This is a genomic window from Savagea faecisuis, from assembly GCF_042675605.1.
GTDB classification, from domain to species: Bacteria; Bacillota; Bacilli; order Bacillales_A; family Planococcaceae; genus Savagea; species Savagea faecisuis.
Genome location: NZ_JBHTJF010000001.1, coordinates 138,858 through 158,730, shown reverse-complemented (window position 1 = coordinate 158,730; position 19,873 = coordinate 138,858). Strand labels below are relative to the sequence as shown.

Sequence of the window (19,873 nt, the reverse complement as noted above, 5' to 3'; positions counted from 1 at the left end):
TGTACGGGAAAAAGGTCCCCGTTTACAACGTTTATCTCCAATTGAAAAAATCACAAAAAGTAAAAAGGCTAAGTCTTTCTACTTTTGTGATTCTTTTTCACTATCCTTCTCGTCTCGGTACGATATGATGCGCACGACAGCGCGGTTCGTATGCTTCTTGTGCTCCGACTAAAATGACCGGGTCATCGTAATAAGCAGGTTGCCCATCAATGAGTCGTTGCGTGCGACTCGAAGGCGAGCCACAAACTGTACATACCGCTTGTAATTTCGTCACATGTTCGGCGATTGCCATTAGACGTGGCATCGGTCCGAACGGTTCTCCTCTGAAATCTTGATCGAGTCCCGCTAAAATGACGCGAAAGCCACGTTCTGCAAGAGTCGATGCCACTTCAGGTAAATCCGAATCAAAAAATTGTGCTTCATCGATGGCGATGACGTCATACGACGCGTCTACTTCGTCCAACATCGTACGCGACCGGTCGATCGGCATCGCAAGAGCCTCTGTTCCATCATGACTAACAATCGCTTCCTCGCTATATCGATTATCGATGACCGGCTTAAATACCGCAATTTTTTGTTTGGCAAATTGTGCTCTTCGGACACGGCGAATGAGTTCTTCTGATTTTCCCGAAAACATACTGCCACAAATCACTTCTATCCAACCGCCTTGCATCGCTACATACATCGTGCACATCCTCCTCTTAATCTATGTAAACAAATTGAAATACCCGCCATGTGCGGCAGCACGTGACGGGTATAAATCCACACTGTTTGTATTATTTTTCTTCTTTGAGGCCATATTTTTTGTTGAAGCGGTCGACACGTCCGTCCGCTGCAGCAAATTTCTGACGTCCAGTGTAGAATGGGTGACATTCTGAACAAATCTCAACGCGAATGTCTTCTTTGACTGAACCAGTTTCGAATGTGTTACCACATGAACAAGTTACTTTCGCTGTTTTGTAATCTGGATGAATTCCTGCTTTCATCGGTCTCTCTCCTCTCGCCCTGAACCATCTGGAACAGAGTGTAAAATATATTTGCGTAGATTTTGCCACGCAACAAAAGACTGATGCCTTACACGACCCGTATATGTCAGTCGCATATGCAAGATGGTAGTAAAACCATACTCGAAAATTATAACAAGGTTTTTTCGTTTTGACAAGTCCTTTGTTTTCAATTTGTTACCAGTTAAATGAGCCCCTTTCCGTTGCGCTGTGCTTTCATTTTTTCATTCAAATTGTTGAAAAATTCTTCATTCGTCTTCGTCTGACGTAAAGCGCGTAAAAAGCGTTCTGTAAAGTCTGGTGTGTTTGAAAATGTTTTGCGAATCGCCCACAATTTGTCGAGCTGATCTTTTTCGATGAGCAATTCTTCTTTTCGCGTTCCTGAGCGGCGAATGTCGAGTGCTGGGAAAATACGGCGCTCAGCAAGTTGTCGATCGAGATGCAATTCCATATTGCCCGTTCCTTTAAATTCTTCATAAATGACTTCATCCATACGTGAACCTGTATCGACGAGTGCTGTCGCTAAAATCGTCAAGCTTCCGCCTTCTTCTAAGTTACGTGCTGCTCCGAAGAAACGTTTCGGACGGTGGAAGGCTGCTGGGTCAATCCCTCCTGATAATGTACGACCGCTCGGTGGGATGACTAAGTTGTACGCGCGTGCGAGACGTGTAATCGAGTCCATTAAAATGACGACGTCACGCTTATGTTCGACGAGTCGCATCGCACGTTCTAATACGAGTTCTGTCACTTTCACATGGTTTTCTGGCACTTCATCGAATGTCGAGCTAACGACGTCCGCATTGACAGAACGTTCAATATCCGTCACTTCTTCTGGACGTTCATCGATGAGTAGAACGATTAATTCTGCTTCTGGATGGTTCGTCGTAATCGCGTTCGCAATTTCTTTAATGAGCATCGTCTTTCCGGCTTTCGGAGGCGCCACAATTAAACCACGCTGTCCAAATCCGACAGGTGAGACGAGATCCATAATGCGTGTTGATAAGCGATTCGGTGTCGTTTCGAGTTTAATTTGACGATCAGGGTAAAGCGGAGTGAGTGCTGGGAAGTGGACGCGTTCGCGGGCTGTTTCAGGGTTTTGACCGTTCACTGCTTCAACTTGAAGCAAACCGTAGTAACGTTCATTCTCTTTCGGTGGTCTCACTTTCCCTGATACTTTATCTCCGTTACGCAATTCAAAACGGCGAATTTGAGAAGCCGAAATGTAAATATCTTCTGAGCTGGATGAGTAGTTAATCGGACGTAAAAATCCGTACCCTTCCGATTGAATAATTTCGAGCACGCCTTCCATAAAGAAATAGCCTTCTTGTTCTGCTCGTGATTTTAAAATGGAGAAGATGAGTTCTTTTTTCGTCAGTTTTGCATAGTAGGATACTTTATACTTTTTTGCGAGTTCATACAATTCTTTTAAAGTCATCGCTTCAAGTGCGGCGATCGTTAATTGAGCCATTGATTGATCACACCTTTTCTATGTTATTTATGTATCGTTCTAAAATAGGGAAAGACAAAGTCAGCTAAGGACTTTGTCTTCTCATATGTGTCATTATTACAATTAGTTATCTTCTACAACGAGAAGTGGTTTTTTCTTCATGCTGTGGCGTCCTTCAACGAAACGAATCGTTCCTGATTTCGAACGCATGACGAGTGAGTGCGTCGAGCTGAATCCGCCTTTAAATTGAACACCGCGTAAAAGCTCTCCGTCTGTAACTCCTGTCGCTGCGAAAATCGCGTCGTCGCCTTTGACGAAGTCGTCCATCGTTAAGATTTTATCGATGTCGAGTCCCATACGCTCACAACGTTCTTCTTCTGCTTTCGAAGATGGAGCGAGTTTACCAATGATTTCACCGCCGAGTGTTTTCATACCGACTGCTGCGAGCACGCCTTCTGGTGCACCACCGTAACCGAATAAAATATCGATCCCTGTGTTGTCGAACGCTGTGTTGATCGCTGCCGCTACGTCACCGTCTTGAATTAACTTAATGCGTGCTCCCGCTGCGCGAATTTCTTCAATGATCGCTTCGTGACGTGGACGGTTTAAAATAGTTGCCACAACGTCTTCGATATTTTTGTTTTTCGCTTTTGCTACCGCATGTAAGTTTTCTGTGACGGATGCGTTAATGTCGATTTTGCCGACTGCTTCTGGTCCGACTGCGATTTTGTTCATGTACATGTCCGGTGCGTGAAGTAAGTTTCCACGGTCTGCAATTGCGATAACTGCGAGTGCGTTCCATCCTCCACGTGCTACGATATTCGTCCCTTCGAGTGGGTCAACTGCGATATCGACAGCTGGTCCTGGTGATTGTCCTAATTCTTCTCCGATGTAAAGCATCGGCGCTTCGTCCATTTCACCTTCACCGATGACGACGACTCCTTCCATCGGAATCGTATCAAATACGTGGCGCATTGCCGTAGTCGCTGCATCGTCTGCTTCGTTCTTCAGTCCTCGTCCCATCCAGCGTGCTGCTGCTACTGCTGCTGCCTCTGTGACGCGTACAAGTTCCATTGATAAACTTCTTTCCATTGAATGTTTGCCTCCCGTTTCACGGTCTTAATTTTTCAGTTCTATTTATTATACCATAGTCTTCCATCATTCCGCACATACTAGTCGTTCTTTTTTTCGCGACGAATGTCCGCTCCGAGCGCATTTAACTTGTCGATCAAGTCACTATAGCCACGCTCGATGTGATGAATGTCTTCGACAACAGTCGTGCCGTTCGCCAACAACCCTGCTAAAACGAGTGCTGCTCCCGCACGTAAATCTGTCGCGCGGACGATCGTTCCATCAAGTTCTGCCGGTCCGTGAATAATCGCCGCATTCCCTTCAATGCGTCCTTTCGCATTCATCCGCTTCAATTCATCGATCTGCTTAAAGCGTGCTGGATAAATCGTTTCCGTCACGATAGATGAACCTTCCGCTTGCGTTAACAATACGCTGAACGGTTGTTGTAAGTCTGTCGGGAATCCAGGATAAACGAGTGTTTTTAAATTGACAGCTTGTAGTTGCTTTTCACGTTCTGGAATGTAAATTTGTTCTTCTCGTTCGATTACTTCTACACCGAGCTCGCGCAATTTCGCTGTTAAAGCTTCCATATGGAGTGGAATGACATTATCGACCGTCACTCCTTGTCCGAGCGCTGCCGCCATAATCATGTACGTTCCCGCTTCGATGCGGTCTGGAATGATCGTATGGCGCGTGCCTGTCAGCTTGTCGACACCGTTAATTCGGATGACATTCGTTCCGGCACCTTTAATGTCCGCACCCATATTGGACAACAATGTTGCAACGTCGATAATTTCCGGCTCTTTCGCAGCGTTTTCGATGATCGTTTGACCTTTCGCACGGACAGCGGCCAACATAATATTAATCGTAGCTCCGACGCTTGCAACATCTAAATAAATTTTCGCGCCGATCAGCTCATCCGCACGTAAGTAGATTGAGCCGTGCTCGTTCGTCACTTTCGCACCGAGCGCTTCAAATCCTTTAATATGTTGGTCGATCGGACGTGGCCCTAGTGGACAACCTCCTGGTAAGCCGATGACGGCACGCTTAAAACGACCGAGCATCGCGCCCATTAAATAATAAGAAGCGCGCATTTTTTTAATGTCGCCATTCGGTAAAGCCATCTCTTCCACTTCAGAAGGATCAATCGTCATGACACCGTCTTCGAACGTTGAAGGAGCGCCAATTTGTTCTAATAAACGTTGGAGTGTGTGCACATCTGATATTTCAGGTAAACCATCGATCGTCACAGGAGAATCCGCAAGCAAAGCTGCTGGAATGAGTGCGACTGCACTATTTTTAGCTCCGCTCACTTTAATCGTTCCTGATAATGGACGTCCCCCTGTAATTTTATATACGTACTCGCTCATTTAAACTGTTCGACCTTCCCAGTCTTTGACGAACTGTTCAATTCCCGCTGTCGTTAACGGATGGTTGAACAATTGTTGAATGACATTGTAAGGCGTCGTCGCGATATGCGCGCCCGCTAAAGCTGCTTGTGTGAAATGTTGTGGATGACGGATTGACGCCGCGATAATTTGCGTGTCGATGTCATGAATCGCAAAAATTGTAGCGATATCTTCAATTAATTCGATTCCATTTTGACCGATATCGTCAAGGCGGCCAATAAATGGTGAAACGTACGTCGCTCCTGCACGCGCTGCGAGAAGTGCTTGGTTCGCGCTAAAGATGAGCGTAACGTTCGTCTTAATGCCTTCTTTCGTCAATGTCGAACAAGCTTCCATCCCTGCTGGTGTCATCGGTAATTTCACCGTAATATTCGGTGCGAGCGCTGCGAGTTCGCGACCCTCTTCGATCATTCCTTTTGCGTCGAGCGCGATCACTTCACCGCTCACCGACTCAAAACCGAGCGCCGCAATTTCTTTTAAGCGGTCGTGGAATGAGACGTTCTCTTTCGCTACGAGTGATGGGTTCGTCGTCACCCCTGCAATAATTCCTAATTGATGTGCTTCTTTAATATGTTGTAAGTTCGCTGTATCGATAAAAATACGCATGAACAATTCCTCCTTCTGAAATGGAAAAGAAGGAGACTCGCAAGAAATGATTCTTACGCCTCTCCTCTACTTTTAACTTATGCTTTTTGTGAACTACCAAATTCGCGCATTTTACCGATTACCGTTTGTTTAATCGTTTCGCGCATTGGGCCTAAATATTTACGTGGGTCATACACTTCTGTATCATTCGCAAGAACTTCACGTACTGTTTTTGTTCCTTCGATTTGGTTTTCCGTGTTGACGTTAATTTTTGCCGTTCCGAGTGAAATCGAACGTTGGATATCTTTCAATGGAATCCCTGTTCCACCGTGTAACACGAGTGGTAAGTCCGATTGTGATGAAATCTCTTCCATCTCTTTAAATCCTAAGTTCGGCTCTCCTTTGTACGGACCGTGAACAGATCCGAGTGCTGGTGCTAAGCAGTCGATGCCTGTACGCTCGACAAGTTCTTTACACTCTGCTGGGTCTGCATAAATGACACCGTCTGCGATAACGTCGTCTTCTTGTCCACCGACAACGCCGAGTTCCGCTTCAACCGATACGCCTTTTGCGTGCGCATAGTCGACAACTTCTTTCGTAATGCGAACGTTCTCTTCGAACGGTTGGCTTGAAGCGTCAATCATAACCGATGTGAAACCTGCGTCGATCGCTTCTTTACATTTTTCGAAGCTTGAACCGTGGTCGAGGTGAATCGCAACAGGAACGGTAATGTTCAAGTCTTCCATCAAACCTTCCACCATGTTCACAACTGTTTTGAAGCCGCTCATGTAACGTGCCGCTCCTTCAGATACTCCTAAAATGACCGGTGATTGCTCTTCTTCTGCCGCTTGTAAAATCGCTTGTGTATATTCTAAGTTGTTTAAGTTAAATTGGCCGATTGCATAGCCTTCTTTTTTCGCTTTAATCATCATATCTTTCATTGATTCTAGTGCCATTTTTTAAATTCCTCCTCAAAGTTTGTTCGTCAACTTTTCAGTTCAGCATTTCGTTCTTATCATATCAAATATGCGGTGTTTTGACTACTCGTACATGTTTTCATTTTCTTTTGTAGCGCTTTTGACTACAATGGCTAAAGAGGTGACTACAATGAAAATGTTAACGACACAATTGTCCGGACTTTTAACGCGTCTGGCCGAACGCGAACAATTCTCGATTGAAGAGACTGCTCGCTTACTCGCACAAGCAATCGCAAGCGATGGCCGCATCATCTTTTACGGCGTGGATGAACTCGCTGCTGTCACGATGCGCGCTCAACTCGGCGAAGAGAAGATGCAATCGGTCATACCGTATGAAAAAGGAATGGAACTTCATCATACCGATCGCGTACTCATCATGAGTAAACGCGAACATCCTGAAGAAGCGTTACAGCTTGCGAAGCAACTTCACGATGCTTTCATCCCGTTCGCTGTCATTGCGAGCGCGAAGGAGGAAGATGATGCTCTCGCTCAATGGGCGTACACTTACGTCTCTACTGACATTACACGAGGATTGTTGCCGACTGAAACAGGCGACCGTACCGTTTATGTCGATTTAATCGCGACGCTCTTCATTTTCGAAGCGATGAAACAGATGATGGATGAAATGTTGCTCGATTTTGAAATGTAAGGAGCGAATGCTTGAATACCTCCAGTTTATCTCTTTCTAAAAACGGGAAAATGGTACTAAATGCAAAGGACGATTTTTGCGTATAATAGAAAGATAAAGGGGTGTCAGCAATGAAATGGTTGTTCCATTTAGGCAGTATTACATTTTTTTTAGTGTTAGTTTATTTCCTTTACAATCGTGGGTTAGGTGCAATCCCATTTTCTTTAGCTGCGCTCTATTTTGGAGTCATGAGCATTTCCGAATATCGCCGAATGAAAAAAGAGAAAAGATAGTAGCACATGAGGCTATTTTTTGTATATAATGTAAGTTGCGCTTTAAACGAACAGCGCCTCGCATATACGAAATAGATGCGAACTTGTTTGAATGAGAAAGGACGTGCACGTATATGATGGATATTACGAACATGACGAAAAAACAACTTAAAGAAGAATCATTAATCGATTTAGCTTATGTTCTTTTAACGAGCAACAAAGAACCTGTGACCGTACAAGATTTATTCGATGACATTCGTCGTTTAACAGGATTTACGATTAAAGAGATGGATCAAAAGAAACTTCAATTTTATACGGATATGAATATTGACGGTCGCTTTTTAGCTTTGAGCGACGGCTTATGGGGACTTCGCGAATGGTACCCAGTCGACCAAATCGCAGAAGAAACAGCTCCTGTCGTAAAAGCTCGTAAAAAGAAGAAAAAAGCATATGAAGAAGACGAACTGTTAGATGAAGAAGTGTTTGAAGAAGATTATGAAGAATTAGGCGAAGAAGACCTCGAAGATGAAGATGAGGACGATGAAGACGAGGATGAAGAGGAAGTATTCATCGAACCTGAAGCCGACATCGATGAAGATGATCTCATTGAAGAAGACGAAGATGGACTCGAATTAATCGACGAAGATCTCGAACTCGAAGACGATGATGATTACGACGACGAGAACGAAGATGAGGAAGAAGATTTATAATTTTTTTGGAGAAAACTTGACTTCATGTCGTGGACGATTTAAGATTTTATTGGGCTCCTTAAAATAAGGAAACTTACTGAAGTATGTTTAAATGCGCTCCTAACTTGTATTACTACAAGTGTAGGGCGCTTTTTTCTTTTACTTGGAACATTAGGCAAATCAATGAATGGAGGAACAATTGATGACAAAATATATTTTCGTCACAGGTGGAGTTGTCTCATCACTAGGGAAAGGAATTAACGCGGCATCACTCGGGAGATTGTTAAAAAATCGCGGGTTAAATGTCACAATTCAAAAATTTGATCCATATATCAATATTGACCCAGGCACGATGAGTCCATACCAACACGGTGAAGTATTCGTGACGAAAGACGGCGCTGAAACAGATCTTGACTTAGGACATTATGAACGCTTTATCGACATCGATTTAAACAAATATTCAAACGTGACGATGGGGAAAGTGTACTCACGCGTCTTATCGAAAGAGCGTAGTGGAGCGTATAATGGAGCGACCGTACAAGTAATTCCACACGTGACGAATGAAATTAAAGAACTTATTCAACGTGCGGGTAAAGAGATGAATGCGGACGTCGTCATTACAGAAATCGGCGGTAGCGTCGGAGATATCGAGTCTCTTCCATACTTAGAAGCTTTACGTCAAATGAAAACAGACCTCGGCAATCAAGATGTTATGTACATCCATAACACACTCGTACCGTATTTAAGCGCAGCGGGTGAAATGAAAACGAAGCCGACACAACATAGCGTGAAGGAATTGCGCTCACTCGGCATTCAGCCAAACATGATCGTGACACGTAGTGAATACGCGATGCCACAAGATATGAAAGATAAAATTGCGCTCTTCTGTAACATTCGACCGAGTGAAGTGATCGAAGCGCTCGATGCAGAAACGTTGTATGAAGTGCCACTTCGCCTTCATGAACAACAGATGGACCAAATTGTCGTCGACTTCCTCGGACTCGAAACACATGAACCTGACTTAACAGAAATTAAAGACCTCGTTGAACTCGTGAAATCACTCGACAAAAAAGTGACGATCGGACTCGTCGGGAAATATGTCGAACTACAAGACGCATACATTTCTGTCGTCGAAGCATTCAGCCACGCTGGCTACACATTCGGCGCAGAAGTTGACGTGAAATGGATCGATTCGAGTGATGTGACGAAAGATAATGTCGCTGACTTCTTACATGATGTGGACGGCGTCGTCATTCCAGGTGGATTCGGCAACCGTGCGATTGACGGGATGATCGAAGCAGTTCGTTACGCACGCGAACAGCAACTTCCTTTACTCGGAATCGGACTCGGCTTGCAGTTAGCAGCTGTTGAAATTGCGCGCAACGTCGCAGGCTTACAAGATGCACATTCACTCGAATTCGACCAAAATACGGAACATCCGATCGTTCACGTCGTACCGAATTACGATAGTGCAATCGGTAGCGAATTGCGATTAGGTGCGATTCCATTCCAAATTGAACCGAATACGAAAACTGCAGCAGCTTACAAAACGACGGAAGCGAGCGAACGTCACCGTCACCGTTACGAAGTGAACCCAGCATACGAAGCACAGTTAAAAGAAGCTGGCTTCATCGTAACAGGACGCACAGCGGACGGTAATATCGAGATTATGGAATTAGAAGAGCACCCATTCTTTATTGCGACTCAATTCCATCCTGAATTCGTCTCACGTCCAACACGTCCACAACCGTTAATTCGTGATTTCATCGAAGCAGCATTAAAGAACGAACGATAATATTTCAACTTCCCTATTTAAGCGATAGGGAAGTTTTTTTATCCAAAAAAGCACTCATCTCCCTTTCGGAAAATGAGTGCTTCATTTTTATGATGTGAGGAAACGCGAAATAACGAGACGTTGAATTTCTTGTGTTCCTTCGTAAATTTGTGTAATTTTCGCATCGCGCATGAAGCGTTCGACTGGATAGTCTTTCGTATATCCGTAACCGCCGAACACTTGAACCGCTTCCGTTGTCACCATCATCGCTGTATCGCCCGCCATTAATTTCGCCATCGCTGACGCTTTACTGTACGGAACGCCTTCTGTTTCGAATACTGCAGCTTGGTACGTTAAGAGACGGCTCGCTTCAATCGCTGTCGCCATATCGGCAAGTTTGAAGCCGATCCCTTGTTGGTGAGCGATCGGACGTTTAAATTGAACACGTTCTTTCGCATAGTCAACTGCTGCGTCGAGTGCACCTTGTGCGATCCCGACCGCTTGTGCCGCGATTCCGTTACGTCCTCCGTCCAACGTTTGCATCGCAATTTTGAACCCTTGTCCGAGCTCTCCAAGCATGTTCTCTGCTGGGACGCGACAGTTTTCGAAAATGATTTCCGTCGTCGGTGACGAACGAATTCCCATCTTCTTCTCTTTTTTACCGACCGAAAATCCTTCAAAGTCACTTTCGACGATAAATGCAGTCGTTTCTGGACGGTCTCCCGAATCATCTGTAATCGCAAAGACGACGTAAATGTCTGCGATTCCACCGTTCGTAATGAACATTTTAGAACCGTTTAAAATGTAATCATCGCCATCTTTTTTCGCTGTCGTTTTCATATTTCCAGCGTCTGATCCTGATTGAGTTTCCGTTAAACCGTAAGCTCCGATTTTTTCTCCCGTTGCGAGTGCACGTAAGTACTTCTGTTTTTGCTCTTCCGTACCGTACGTATAAATCGGCCAACCTGCGAGTGATGTATGGGCTGACAAGACGACCGATGTCGATGCACAAACGCGTGCGAGTTCTTCAATCGCAATGACGTATGCTAAATAGTCCATCCCTGCACCACCATACTCTTCTGGCCATGGGATTCCTGCGAGTCCGAGTTCCGCCATTTGATCGAATAGTTCGCGTGGGAATGTTTCGTTTTCATCTCGTTCTGCTGCTGTCGGTGCTACCTCGTTTTCTGCGAATTGGCGCACCATTGTTTGTAACATTTTATGTTCTTCTGAGAGTGTAAAGTTCATCGCCTTTCCATCCTTTCCTCAAGTTCCTTTTCTATGTGTGAAGGTCGCGGATTGACAGTTCGTCTTACTGCTTCGGCACTTCGATCATGATCGCATCACCTTGTCCGCCTCCGGAACAAATTGCTGCGATTCCTAATCCGCCGCCACGACGTTTCAATTCATACGCTAACGTTAAAATAATACGCGCTCCACTTGCACCGATCGGGTGACCGAGTGCAACCGCCCCACCGTTGACGTTCACTTTGTCATGTGGAATATTCGCAATTTCTGCGCTGACGAGCGATACGAGTGCGAACGCTTCGTTAATTTCAAATAAGTCGATATCTTCTACTGTCTTTCCTGTCTTTTCAAGTAATTCATTGATTGCCATACCTGGTGTTTCTGGGAAGTCTTGTGGTTCTGTCGACATCGCCGTATGTGCGACGATTGTTGCGAGTGGTTCGATGTTGCGTGATGCCGCTTCTTCCTCACTCATTAAGACGAGTGCCGCCGCTCCATCGTTGACACCTGGTGCGTTTCCAGCCGTCACAGTACCGTCTTTCACGAATGCCGGACGCAGCTTCGCTAACTGCTCTGCTGACGTGTCACGACGCGGTGCTTCATCTGTATCGACAACTGTTTCACCACGACGAGTTTTCACCGTCACTGGTACGATTTCTTCTGCGAAACGCCCCTCATCAATCGCTGCGAGCGCACGCTCATGACTGCGAAGTGCCCAAGCATCTTGCTCTTCACGTGTTAAATTAAACTTCGATGCTGTCCCGTCCCCATATACGCCCATATGTGTTCCATCTGAGAACGCACACGTTAATCCATCATAAACGAGTGAGTCGATCATTTTCACGTCGCCCATTTTTGAACCGAAACGTGCCGTCTGCATTAAGTAAGGTGCGTGAGACATCGATTCCATTCCTCCAGCAACGACTGTTTTCACGTCGCCGAGTCGAATGAGTTGGTCTGCAAGTGTAACCGCTCTCATTCCAGACGCACAAACTTTATTCACCGTCTCTGTCGGTACATTGAATGGAATTCCTCCTGCATTCGCCGCTTGACGCGATGGAATTTGACCTTGTCCTGCTTGCAATACCGTTCCGAAAATCACTTCATCGACTTCGTCTGCTTTTACATTCGAGCGTTCTAGTGCTGCTTCGATTGCCGCTCCCCCTAATTTGTACGCTTTTTCTGCAACGAGCGCTCCGCCTAAGCGTGCAAAAGGTGTACGTGCTCCATCTACAATTACTGTTTTCGTCATGATGAAAAATCCCCCTTTAAATTTTAAATATGTAAAAGGGCGGCGTCGAAAAGTTTTTCATCCGTCCGCCCTTCGTTAAGCATTATTGTACTTCGTCTTCCACTGGAACTTCTTCTTCCTCTTCCACTACCGGTACGTAATCTTCCCCAAAGATTGAACGCTCAAGCAATTCTGCAATGTCGTATGTTCCGACTTGGTCTTCTACTTCGATCGCTTTCGTACCGTCTGAAATCATCGTCAAGCAGTACGGACAGCCTGATGAAATGATTCCTGGGCTCACTTCCATCGCTTGTTCTGTACGCGCTACGTTGACGCGGTGTCCTGTATCTTCTTCCATCCACATGAGTCCGCCACCCGCTCCACAGCACATGCCGTCTTCGCGGTTACGTTTCATTTCGACGAGTTCCACACCTGGAATTTGTCGTAAAATTTCACGTGGTGGGTCGTACACATCGTTGTATCGTCCTAAGTAACATGAATCGTGGAACGTGATCGTTTCATTGATCGCATGTTTCGGAACGAGTTTACCTCCACGTACGAGGTCATATAACAATTCTGTATGGTGAATCACTTCGATGTTTAAGCCAAAATCTGGATACTCATTTTTGAAAATGTTGTAAGCGTGCGGGTCAATCGTTACTAATTTTTTCGCACCTGATTTTTCAATTTCTTTCACGTTGCCTTCCGCGAGTTCTTGGAATAAAAATTCGTTTCCGAGACGACGTGGTGTATCTCCAGAGTTTTTCTCTTTATTTCCTAAAATAGCGAACTTAACCCCTGCTTCGTTCATTAAGTGAGCGAATGATAACGCGATTTTTTGTGAACGGTTATCGAATGCTCCCATCGAACCTACCCAGAATAAATATTCGAATTCGTCACCGCGCTTTTTCACTTCGCGCACTGTTGGAATGTCGAGATCTGGACGAGCGTCGCGCCAGTTTTCTTTTTCTTTACGGTTTAAGCCCCAAGGGTTTCCTTGACGCTCGATGTTCGTCATCGCACGTTGTGCATCTGCGTCCATCTTTCCTTCCGTCATGACGAGGTAACGACGGAGGTCGATAATTTTGTCGACGTGTTCGTTCATTACTGGACATTGGTCTTCACAGTTACGACAAGTCGTACAAGCCCAAATTTCTTCTTCTGTAATGACGTCGCCGATCAATTCTGGATTGTACACTTCTTCAACAGGTACCCCGCCTGCCGCTTGCATCGCAAGAGCGTTCGCTTCCGAGTTACCGAAAATGAATGTCGGTACCCAAGGCTTCTGTTTTGTAACAACGCCACCTGTCGTCGTTAAATGGTCACGCAATTTCGTAATTAAATCCATCGGTGAAAGCATCTTCCCTGTTCCAGCCGCTGGACACATATTTGTACAACGTCCACATTCCACACAAGCATATAAATCGATCAACTGCGTTTGGCGGAAGTCTTGAATTTTACCAACTCCGAGAACAGGCATTTCATCATCTTCGTCCATCTCTTCTAAAGCTGAGAAATCAATCGGTTGTAAACGGCCGACTTTCTCTTCTTCATGGAAGTACGTGTTCACTGGTCCTGCGATTAAGTGAGCGTGCTTCGACTGTGGCACGTAAACTAAGAATGTTAATAAAATTAATAAGTGCACCCACCAACCGATGAAGAATACAACGGCTGCTGCAGTCGGTGACATGAAGCTAAATGCGCTCGCAATGAGCGATGCCATCGGTTCTGACCAGCCTGGCGTTCCGCCGTGCCAAATCATGTTCATCCCGTTAGAGATAAGTGTCGATACCATTAAGCCCCCGATGAAAATTAAAACGAGGCCTGATTTCCATCCGCGTTTTAAACGTACGAGCTTCTCAACGTAACGACGATGGAATGCCCAAACGACCGCTACTAAAATGACGAATACGACAATCTCTTGGAAAAATGTAAAGAATGGATAAAGTGGACCGAGTGGTAAATGAGACCCTGGCTTTAATCCTTTCCAAATTAAATCAATCGCTCCGAACTGTACGAGTAAAAACCCGTAGAAAAACATCACGTGAATAAGACCAGATTTCTTGTCTTTCAATAACTTTTTCTGTCCGAAGACGTTTATTTTAATCTGTTCCCAACGTTGCTTGAAGTTGCGATCGAATTCTTCTTTACGGCCTAGTTGGATGAACTGAGTACGCGTTCGAATGAGATAGACGAACAATGTAAGCGCATACGCAACAACCGCTAAAAATAAAACCCAATTCGCAATTAATAATGTGTTCATTTCTAATCCTCCCCCTTAAACATGTCAATCGAAAATTTTATGACTAAACTTTCCCTATACACCTATACTAAAATATGAATGGCCATTCAGTCAACTATATTCTGAAATAAATATTCAAAATTGCCCGAAAGCATGAACAAATAGTTCTTTCTATACCTTTCGGGCAAACATTATTCAATACAAGTATTTCGTCATCCCATTTCGCGGATCAATGACCGATGTCATTGTCACTTCGTACAACTGTTCAACGAATGATTGTGTTAAAACATCGACTGGTTGTCCGTAAGCGATCGGTGAACCTTCTCGTAAGACGAGCACGCGGTCGCAATAATGAATCGCATCGTTGACATCATGTACAATAACGATACTCGCTTTATTCGCACGTTTCACATACAACAATTGTTCGAAAAACTGCGCGCGATAATGCAGATCAAGATGCGTCGTCGGCTCATCGAATAAAATGAGGTCCACCTCTTGTGCGAAAGCTTTCGCCATGTACGCTCGCTGCAATTCTCCCCCAGATAAATGCGCGAGCGGCCTGTTTTTGTAAGCGCTTAATTCGAATTGTTGTAAAACATTATTAATGATTGCTTGCTCGTGCTTCGCATCATGCGTTCTGACCGCATAACGAGCCGCTTCAACGAGGTCATATACCGTCTGCGCCATCGTCCACGTTTTCATCTGACTCAACAGCGTAATGTGACGAGCTCGTTCAGAAGCTGTCATTTTTTGTACATTTCTCTCATCTATTGTAACCGTTCCATTCCGAATAGGATAGAGGTTTAACAAACTTTTTAAAAAGGTCGATTTGCCAGAGCCGTTCGGACCGAGGACGCCGAGCACTTCCCCGCGCTCAAGTTCCAGTTCTACCCCGCGCAGTTGAAAAGTGCCGACTTCTACATGTAACTGTTCTACTTTAAGCATGATATGCCTCCTTGCGTAAATGAATGTAAACGATTAAAAATACGGGAACACCGATGAGCGACGTCATAATGCCGAGCGGTAACTCTGTCGGTGCGAGAACAGTGCGCCCGATCCAATCCGCCAACATTAAAAAACTTGCCCCATTGAGAAAGGCGAGCGGAAGGACATACTTATGATGAAAACCGACGAACAGTCTCGTCACATGCGGGACAATTAACCCGACGAAGCCGATCATTCCGGAAAAAGCGACCGCACTTCCGACGAGCAATGATACAGCGACGAACATGTTGCGCTTAAATCGTTTAACGTCGACCCCGACGATATGCGCTTCTTGTTCTCCTAAACTAAAAGCATTTAAAGCGCGCGCTTGTGACCAAATATAAAGGGATAAGATGACGATGATCGGTGCGATAATGACGACGGCAGACCATCCTTTCATCGACACGCTCCCCATTAACCAAAATAAAATTGGACGTGTTTCATCCGGTGAAAAGAGCAAAATGAGCGAAGTTATTGCCGATAAAAAAGCGCCCATCATAACGCCGACTAACAACAACGTTTCCATTCGCATTTGCGTGTCGATGAAACGTGTCAATACGAGAACGAGTACCGTCGCAAAAAGGGCACCGAGCGTCGCAAATCCGATGATTGTCCAACTTCCGAAAAACGATAAAGAGAAGGCGATCGCAAGCGTTGCGCCGACTGCCGCTCCTGAAGAGACACCGAGCGTAAACGGGTCTGCGAGCGGATTTTGTAACAGCGACTGCATGACGACTCCTGATATGGCGAGCGCACCACCAATCAAAGCTGCAAGCACGACGCGAGGCATGCGAATTTGCCATAAAATCGACGTGTATACACCTTCTTCTTGAAATAAGAAAGCAGTCCACGGTATGCGGACTGCTCCTCCTGCTGTCGCTATGATGAAAATGACACTACTTATTATAAGTAATGCGACGACAGACCAACGTTTAGTCATGAAATGCCTCTGGATATACCGCTTCAGCTAATTGGCGCAAACCTTCTGACAAACGTGGACCTTGGCGGCTCAATAAATTTTCGTCCACTTGAACGACCGCATCTTGTTGAACAGCTTTCACTGCATCATAAGCAGGACGTGCTTTCACTTGTTCGATAATGTTCGGCACATAATCATACATGATGACGATGACGTCCGGATTTTCCTCGACGATCGCTTCCGGGCTCATCTCTACCCATCCTTGTTCTTTCACGACGTTTTCTGCATGCATGATCGATAACATTTCATCGATAAACGTATCTGTTCCAGGTGTGTAAATGTGCGGAAGATCAGACGTTTCGACGAAGACGCGCTTCGGTGTTTCGATCGCTTCCGTCGCACGGAATACTTCGTCGACCGCTTCTTGCATCTCTTTCACCATTTGTTCCGCTTCTTTCGTGCGGTTCACAACTTCCCCAAGCATTAAAATCGTATCGTATGTCGCATCAAAGCTCGCTGCATTCGCGACCGTATAAACAGGAATCCCCGCTTGACTCAACTGCTCGAGGCCGTCCGCCGCACTCATATTTAACTCGTGTGCAACGACGAGGTCTGGTTCCAACGCTAAAATCGCTTCGACGTTGAACTCCATGCCTCCAATTTTTTCTTTCGTTTCCGCTTCTTTCGGATAATCATCAAAATCCGAAACACCGACAATGCGTTCGTCTAAATCGAGCGCAAATAAAATTTCGGTATTGCTCGGCATGAGCGAGACGATGCGTTTCGGTTCTTCAGGTAATGTTATGTCATTGTCGAATGTATCCGTCGTCGTTAACGGATACGTCGTACCTTCTGTAATCGACTGAACCGTACTTTCATCATTCGGCTTTAACTCAGGTTCTGCAGAACACCCTGCTAACACTAAAAACAAAGCGACAAACAATGAGAGTACATATTGTTTTTTCATTTTTCTTCCTCCTTTATGACCGTTCGACTTCTTTCACACGTGCAAGAGGACGGCTTGACACTCGTGCCGAGCGAGTGGTGTGAAAAGTTGAGGCAGGTCTCCTGACTGACGCATGATGAATGCTCCCTTCCCGAAAGAGTCCTTTTCTTTCAGTGGTTTTTCGCATTCCGAACGCTTCACAGTGGCGGGCCCGTAGATGATTTTCACATCCTTCCCTATTCTCTCGCCAAAGCGAGCACCTCACCTTTGAAGTCCGTTCTTATTATACACAAAAAGAGCGAACCGATTAAAAATCAGTTCGCTTTCGATGAAACTTTTTACATTTTTTCTGGCGCTGCTACTCCGACTAAACGGAGTGCGTTCGCAATCGTCTGTTTCGTCGCTGTGACGAGCGCAAGACGAGCTGCCGAGCGATCGAGTTGTTCTAAGTCGATCACTTTTTGCGCGTTGTAGAAACTGTGGAATGTCGATGACAATTCTTGTACGTACGTCGTAATGCGGTGCGGTGCACGTGCGCGCGCTGCATCCGATACGAGTTGTGGGAAGTCGCCCACTTTACGCATTAATTCAATTTCTTTTTCTGACGTTAATAAAGAAGCTTTCTCTACGTCCGCTTCCATATTTTGTTCTGCCGCTTGACGTAAAATCGAAGCGATTCGCGCATGTGCGTATTGTGCGTAGTAGACTGGGTTTTCATTCGACTGAGATACTGCGAGGTCTAAGTCGAAGTCCATTTGCGTATCGCCTGAACGCATCGCGAAGAAGTAACGAACCGCATCGAGTCCGACATCTTCTACAAGTTCACGCAACGTCACTGCTTTACCCGTACGCTTACTCATCTTGAAAATTTCGCCGTCTTTAAATAGTTGTACCATTTGAACGACTTCTACTTCTAACGTGTCGCGGTCATAGCCGAGCGCTTCAATCGCTGCTTGCATACGTGGAATGTAACCGTGGTGATCCGCTCCCCAAATGTTAATGAGCTTTTCAAAGCCGCGGTCGAGTTTATCTTTATGGTACGCGATATCCGGAGTTAAATACGTGTACGAACCGTCTTGTTTAATGAGTACGCGGTCTTTATCGTCACCGAACGTCGTCGAACGGAACCATGTCGCTCCTTCTTCTTCATAAACGTGACCATTCGCGCGCAATGCGTCGAGTGCTGTATCAATTTTTCCACTTTCGTAGAGCGATGTTTCAGAATACCAACGATCGAATGATACGCGGAAATTCGCTAAGTCTTCTTTTAACTTGCCGAGTTCGTAGTCGAGCCCTTCTTGACGGAACGCTTGGAGACGTTCTTGTTCGTCGACGTTCAACCATTTATCGCCGTCACGCTCTGCGATTTTTTTCGCTAATGCGACAATGTCTGCACCGCGGTAGCCATCTTCTGGCATTTCTTTCTCTTGGCCGAGCGCTTCCGCGTAACGAACGTCAATCGACATCGCGAGGTTATCGATTTGATTCCCTGCGTCGTTAATATAATATTCGCGGTATACGTCATACCCTGCTGCATCTAAAATATTGCACAATGAATCGCCGAGTGATGCGCCACGTGCGTGACCTAAGTGAAGGTCTCCTGTCGGGTTCGCTGATACGAATTCTACTTGAATTTTTTCACCTTGTCCGGCGTTTGAACGACCGTATGTCTCACCTTGTGCGAGCACTGTTTTCACGACATCTGCTAAGTAGTCTTTTTTCACGCGGATGTTCATAAATCCAGGTCCTGCAATTTCAATCGATTCGATCCATTCATTTTCTGGTAAATGTTCGAGAATCGCTTCTGCAATTTGGCGTGGTGCACGCTTTGCTACTTTCGTTAATTGCATCGCTACGTTCGTCGCATAGTCACCCATCTCTTTGTTACGCGGTGTTTCTAAATGGATGTTTAATTCGTCTGGTGCGTCTGTTAACTGTGCATTGATTACCGCTTCTTTCAATGTCGCTTTAATTTGCTCTTCTACTTGCTGTACTGCGTTCATGCTGTCGCCTCCGTATAAGTTATTGCGAGCTCGTAAGTGCCGAGCTTATCTTCATTTGCATAGAGATGATATGTAACGTCGATAGAATATTGATTTTCTTCACGTCTCACGAGCAATCGTTCTGCTTCACTCTCTAGCTGCATGTTCATTCCGTTATTTGAATATGTCGCTGCACGACGTAAACCGATTGTGAGCGGTAATTTCATCGTCACTGCCCCTTTTCGAAATATGACGAGTTCGCGTTCAGACACTTTCAATGTCGTTTGAATGACTTCACCTGACATGCGGTCGTCGTACCGAATATACGTAGAACGCGCTTTTTTAAAAAGCGTACCGTCTACTTTTTGATATTCGATCATCGGTTCATGTCCAGGGTGTTGAATGAGCGAACGAATTTTCAATTGAATCGCTTGTTCCATCTTGTCACCTACTATCTTCTTCAAT

Annotated in this window: 19 protein-coding genes and 1 riboswitch; of the genes, 4 read left to right on the top strand and 15 right to left on the bottom strand. The window is 45.3% G+C overall.

Annotation, left to right across the window (positions count from 1 at the left end; genetic code table 11):
• Window positions 1–100: 100 nt before the first annotated feature.
• From ACFQ0V_RS00815 to ACFQ0V_RS00785, 7 genes are all read right to left on the bottom strand, one after another.
• Entirely contained in the window at window positions 101–685 is a 585-nt protein-coding gene (locus ACFQ0V_RS00815; RefSeq protein WP_381008753.1) for a thymidine kinase, read from the bottom strand.
• A 91-nt stretch (window positions 686–776) separates the two neighbouring features.
• Complete coding sequence (rpmE, locus tag ACFQ0V_RS00810; RefSeq protein ID WP_381008751.1) at window positions 777–986, bottom strand: 50S ribosomal protein L31; 210 nt, start codon at window positions 984–986, stop codon at window positions 777–779.
• 202 nt (window positions 987–1,188) lie between these two features.
• Window positions 1,189–2,472 (bottom strand): transcription termination factor Rho, encoded by a 1,284-nt coding sequence (gene rho, locus ACFQ0V_RS00805; RefSeq protein ID WP_381008749.1) that lies wholly within the window; start codon window positions 2,470–2,472, stop codon window positions 1,189–1,191.
• Between the two features lie 102 nt (window positions 2,473–2,574).
• The gene (gene glpX / locus ACFQ0V_RS00800; RefSeq protein WP_381008747.1) at window positions 2,575–3,543 is read right to left on the bottom strand and encodes a class II fructose-bisphosphatase; all 969 of its coding nucleotides are present in this window, start codon (window positions 3,541–3,543) and stop codon (window positions 2,575–2,577) included.
• An 80-nt stretch (window positions 3,544–3,623) separates the two neighbouring features.
• Complete coding sequence (locus ACFQ0V_RS00795; RefSeq protein WP_381008745.1) at window positions 3,624–4,892, bottom strand: UDP-N-acetylglucosamine 1-carboxyvinyltransferase; 1,269 nt, start codon at window positions 4,890–4,892, stop codon at window positions 3,624–3,626.
• Window positions 4,893–5,537, bottom strand: coding sequence for a fructose-6-phosphate aldolase (fsa, locus tag ACFQ0V_RS00790; protein WP_381008743.1), 645 nt, complete (start codon window positions 5,535–5,537; stop codon window positions 4,893–4,895).
• 77 nt (window positions 5,538–5,614) lie between these two features.
• Window positions 5,615–6,472, bottom strand: coding sequence for a class II fructose-bisphosphate aldolase (locus tag ACFQ0V_RS00785; protein ID WP_381008742.1), 858 nt, complete (start codon window positions 6,470–6,472; stop codon window positions 5,615–5,617).
• A 151-nt stretch (window positions 6,473–6,623) separates the two neighbouring features.
• On the opposite strand from ACFQ0V_RS00785, the gene ACFQ0V_RS00780 reads away from it, so the two are divergent.
• The 4 genes from ACFQ0V_RS00780 to ACFQ0V_RS00765 all read left to right on the top strand — a co-directional run bounded on the left by ACFQ0V_RS00780 (window position 6,624) and on the right by ACFQ0V_RS00765 (window position 9,877).
• A complete protein-coding gene (locus ACFQ0V_RS00780) occupies window positions 6,624–7,142 on the top strand; it encodes a DUF2529 family protein (protein ID WP_381008741.1) in 519 nt (172 codons plus the stop codon).
• A 110-nt stretch (window positions 7,143–7,252) separates the two neighbouring features.
• Entirely contained in the window at window positions 7,253–7,414 is a 162-nt protein-coding gene (locus ACFQ0V_RS00775) for a hypothetical protein (RefSeq protein ID WP_381008739.1), read from the top strand.
• Between the two features lie 116 nt (window positions 7,415–7,530).
• Complete coding sequence (gene rpoE / locus ACFQ0V_RS00770; RefSeq protein ID WP_381008815.1) at window positions 7,531–8,103, top strand: DNA-directed RNA polymerase subunit delta; 573 nt, start codon at window positions 7,531–7,533, stop codon at window positions 8,101–8,103.
• Window positions 8,104–8,284: 181 nt separating this feature from the next.
• Entirely contained in the window at window positions 8,285–9,877 is a 1,593-nt protein-coding gene (locus tag ACFQ0V_RS00765; protein ID WP_381008737.1) for a CTP synthase, read from the top strand.
• 87 nt (window positions 9,878–9,964) lie between these two features.
• Here the strand turns inward: ACFQ0V_RS00765 and ACFQ0V_RS00760 are convergent, their stop codons facing one another.
• From ACFQ0V_RS00760 to ACFQ0V_RS00725, 8 genes are all read right to left on the bottom strand, one after another.
• On the bottom strand, window positions 9,965–11,104 hold the full coding sequence (locus ACFQ0V_RS00760) for an acyl-CoA dehydrogenase (RefSeq protein ID WP_381008735.1): 1,140 nt from the start codon (window positions 11,102–11,104) through the stop codon (window positions 9,965–9,967).
• Between the two features lie 64 nt (window positions 11,105–11,168).
• Entirely contained in the window at window positions 11,169–12,356 is a 1,188-nt protein-coding gene (locus tag ACFQ0V_RS00755) for an acetyl-CoA C-acetyltransferase (protein WP_381008733.1), read from the bottom strand.
• Window positions 12,357–12,438: 82 nt separating this feature from the next.
• Window positions 12,439–14,598, bottom strand: a complete 2,160-nt coding sequence (locus tag ACFQ0V_RS00750; protein ID WP_381008731.1) for a (Fe-S)-binding protein — start codon at window positions 14,596–14,598, stop codon at window positions 12,439–12,441.
• A gap of 174 nt (window positions 14,599–14,772) precedes the next feature.
• Window positions 14,773–15,522, bottom strand: a complete 750-nt coding sequence (locus tag ACFQ0V_RS00745; protein ID WP_381008729.1) for an ABC transporter ATP-binding protein — start codon at window positions 15,520–15,522, stop codon at window positions 14,773–14,775.
• Window positions 15,515–16,501, bottom strand: coding sequence for a FecCD family ABC transporter permease (locus tag ACFQ0V_RS00740; protein ID WP_381008727.1), 987 nt, complete (start codon window positions 16,499–16,501; stop codon window positions 15,515–15,517). Before ACFQ0V_RS00740 ends, ACFQ0V_RS00745 begins: the two co-directional genes overlap by 8 nt.
• Window positions 16,494–17,447 (bottom strand): ABC transporter substrate-binding protein, encoded by a 954-nt coding sequence (locus tag ACFQ0V_RS00735; RefSeq protein WP_381008725.1) that lies wholly within the window; start codon window positions 17,445–17,447, stop codon window positions 16,494–16,496. The genes ACFQ0V_RS00740 and ACFQ0V_RS00735 overlap by 8 nt, the downstream gene beginning before the upstream one ends.
• Window positions 17,448–17,521: 74 nt before the next feature.
• Window positions 17,522–17,705: riboswitch (cobalamin riboswitch) on the bottom strand.
• A 59-nt stretch (window positions 17,706–17,764) separates the two neighbouring features.
• Entirely contained in the window at window positions 17,765–19,429 is a 1,665-nt protein-coding gene (gene argS / locus ACFQ0V_RS00730; RefSeq protein ID WP_381008723.1) for an arginine--tRNA ligase, read from the bottom strand.
• Window positions 19,426–19,848: a DUF1934 domain-containing protein gene (locus ACFQ0V_RS00725; protein ID WP_381008721.1), complete on the bottom strand. Its 423-nt coding sequence runs from the start codon at window positions 19,846–19,848 to the stop codon at window positions 19,426–19,428. Before ACFQ0V_RS00725 ends, argS begins: the two co-directional genes overlap by 4 nt.
• Between the last annotated feature and the right edge of the window lie 25 nt (window positions 19,849–19,873).

What these genes read in the sequence shown, in the direction of transcription:
- ACFQ0V_RS00815 (WP_381008753.1), bottom strand. Translation starts at nt 685, where the DNA reads ATGTATGTAGCGATGCAAGGCGGTTGGATAGAAGTGATTTGTGGCAGT.
- rpmE (WP_381008751.1), bottom strand. Translation starts at nt 986, where the DNA reads ATGAAAGCAGGAATTCATCCAGATTACAAAACAGCGAAAGTAACTTGT.
- rho (WP_381008749.1), bottom strand. Translation starts at nt 2,472, where the DNA reads ATGGCTCAATTAACGATCGCCGCACTTGAAGCGATGACTTTAAAAGAA.
- glpX (WP_381008747.1), bottom strand. Translation starts at nt 3,543, where the DNA reads ATGGAAAGAAGTTTATCAATGGAACTTGTACGCGTCACAGAGGCAGCA.
- ACFQ0V_RS00795 (WP_381008745.1), bottom strand. Translation starts at nt 4,892, where the DNA reads ATGAGCGAGTACGTATATAAAATTACAGGGGGACGTCCATTATCAGGA.
- fsa (WP_381008743.1), bottom strand. Translation starts at nt 5,537, where the DNA reads ATGCGTATTTTTATCGATACAGCGAACTTACAACATATTAAAGAAGCA.
- ACFQ0V_RS00785 (WP_381008742.1), bottom strand. Translation starts at nt 6,472, where the DNA reads ATGGCACTAGAATCAATGAAAGATATGATGATTAAAGCGAAAAAAGAA.
- ACFQ0V_RS00780 (WP_381008741.1), top strand. Translation starts at nt 6,624, where the DNA reads ATGAAAATGTTAACGACACAATTGTCCGGACTTTTAACGCGTCTGGCC.
- ACFQ0V_RS00775 (WP_381008739.1), top strand. Translation starts at nt 7,253, where the DNA reads ATGAAATGGTTGTTCCATTTAGGCAGTATTACATTTTTTTTAGTGTTA.
- rpoE (WP_381008815.1), top strand. Translation starts at nt 7,531, where the DNA reads ATGGATATTACGAACATGACGAAAAAACAACTTAAAGAAGAATCATTA.
- ACFQ0V_RS00765 (WP_381008737.1), top strand. Translation starts at nt 8,285, where the DNA reads ATGACAAAATATATTTTCGTCACAGGTGGAGTTGTCTCATCACTAGGG.
- ACFQ0V_RS00760 (WP_381008735.1), bottom strand. Translation starts at nt 11,104, where the DNA reads ATGAACTTTACACTCTCAGAAGAACATAAAATGTTACAAACAATGGTG.
- ACFQ0V_RS00755 (WP_381008733.1), bottom strand. Translation starts at nt 12,356, where the DNA reads ATGACGAAAACAGTAATTGTAGATGGAGCACGTACACCTTTTGCACGC.
- ACFQ0V_RS00750 (WP_381008731.1), bottom strand. Translation starts at nt 14,598, where the DNA reads ATGAACACATTATTAATTGCGAATTGGGTTTTATTTTTAGCGGTTGTT.
- ACFQ0V_RS00745 (WP_381008729.1), bottom strand. Translation starts at nt 15,522, where the DNA reads ATGCTTAAAGTAGAACAGTTACATGTAGAAGTCGGCACTTTTCAACTG.
- ACFQ0V_RS00740 (WP_381008727.1), bottom strand. Translation starts at nt 16,501, where the DNA reads ATGACTAAACGTTGGTCTGTCGTCGCATTACTTATAATAAGTAGTGTC.
- ACFQ0V_RS00735 (WP_381008725.1), bottom strand. Translation starts at nt 17,447, where the DNA reads ATGAAAAAACAATATGTACTCTCATTGTTTGTCGCTTTGTTTTTAGTG.
- argS (WP_381008723.1), bottom strand. Translation starts at nt 19,429, where the DNA reads ATGAACGCAGTACAGCAAGTAGAAGAGCAAATTAAAGCGACATTGAAA.
- ACFQ0V_RS00725 (WP_381008721.1), bottom strand. Translation starts at nt 19,848, where the DNA reads ATGGAACAAGCGATTCAATTGAAAATTCGTTCGCTCATTCAACACCCT.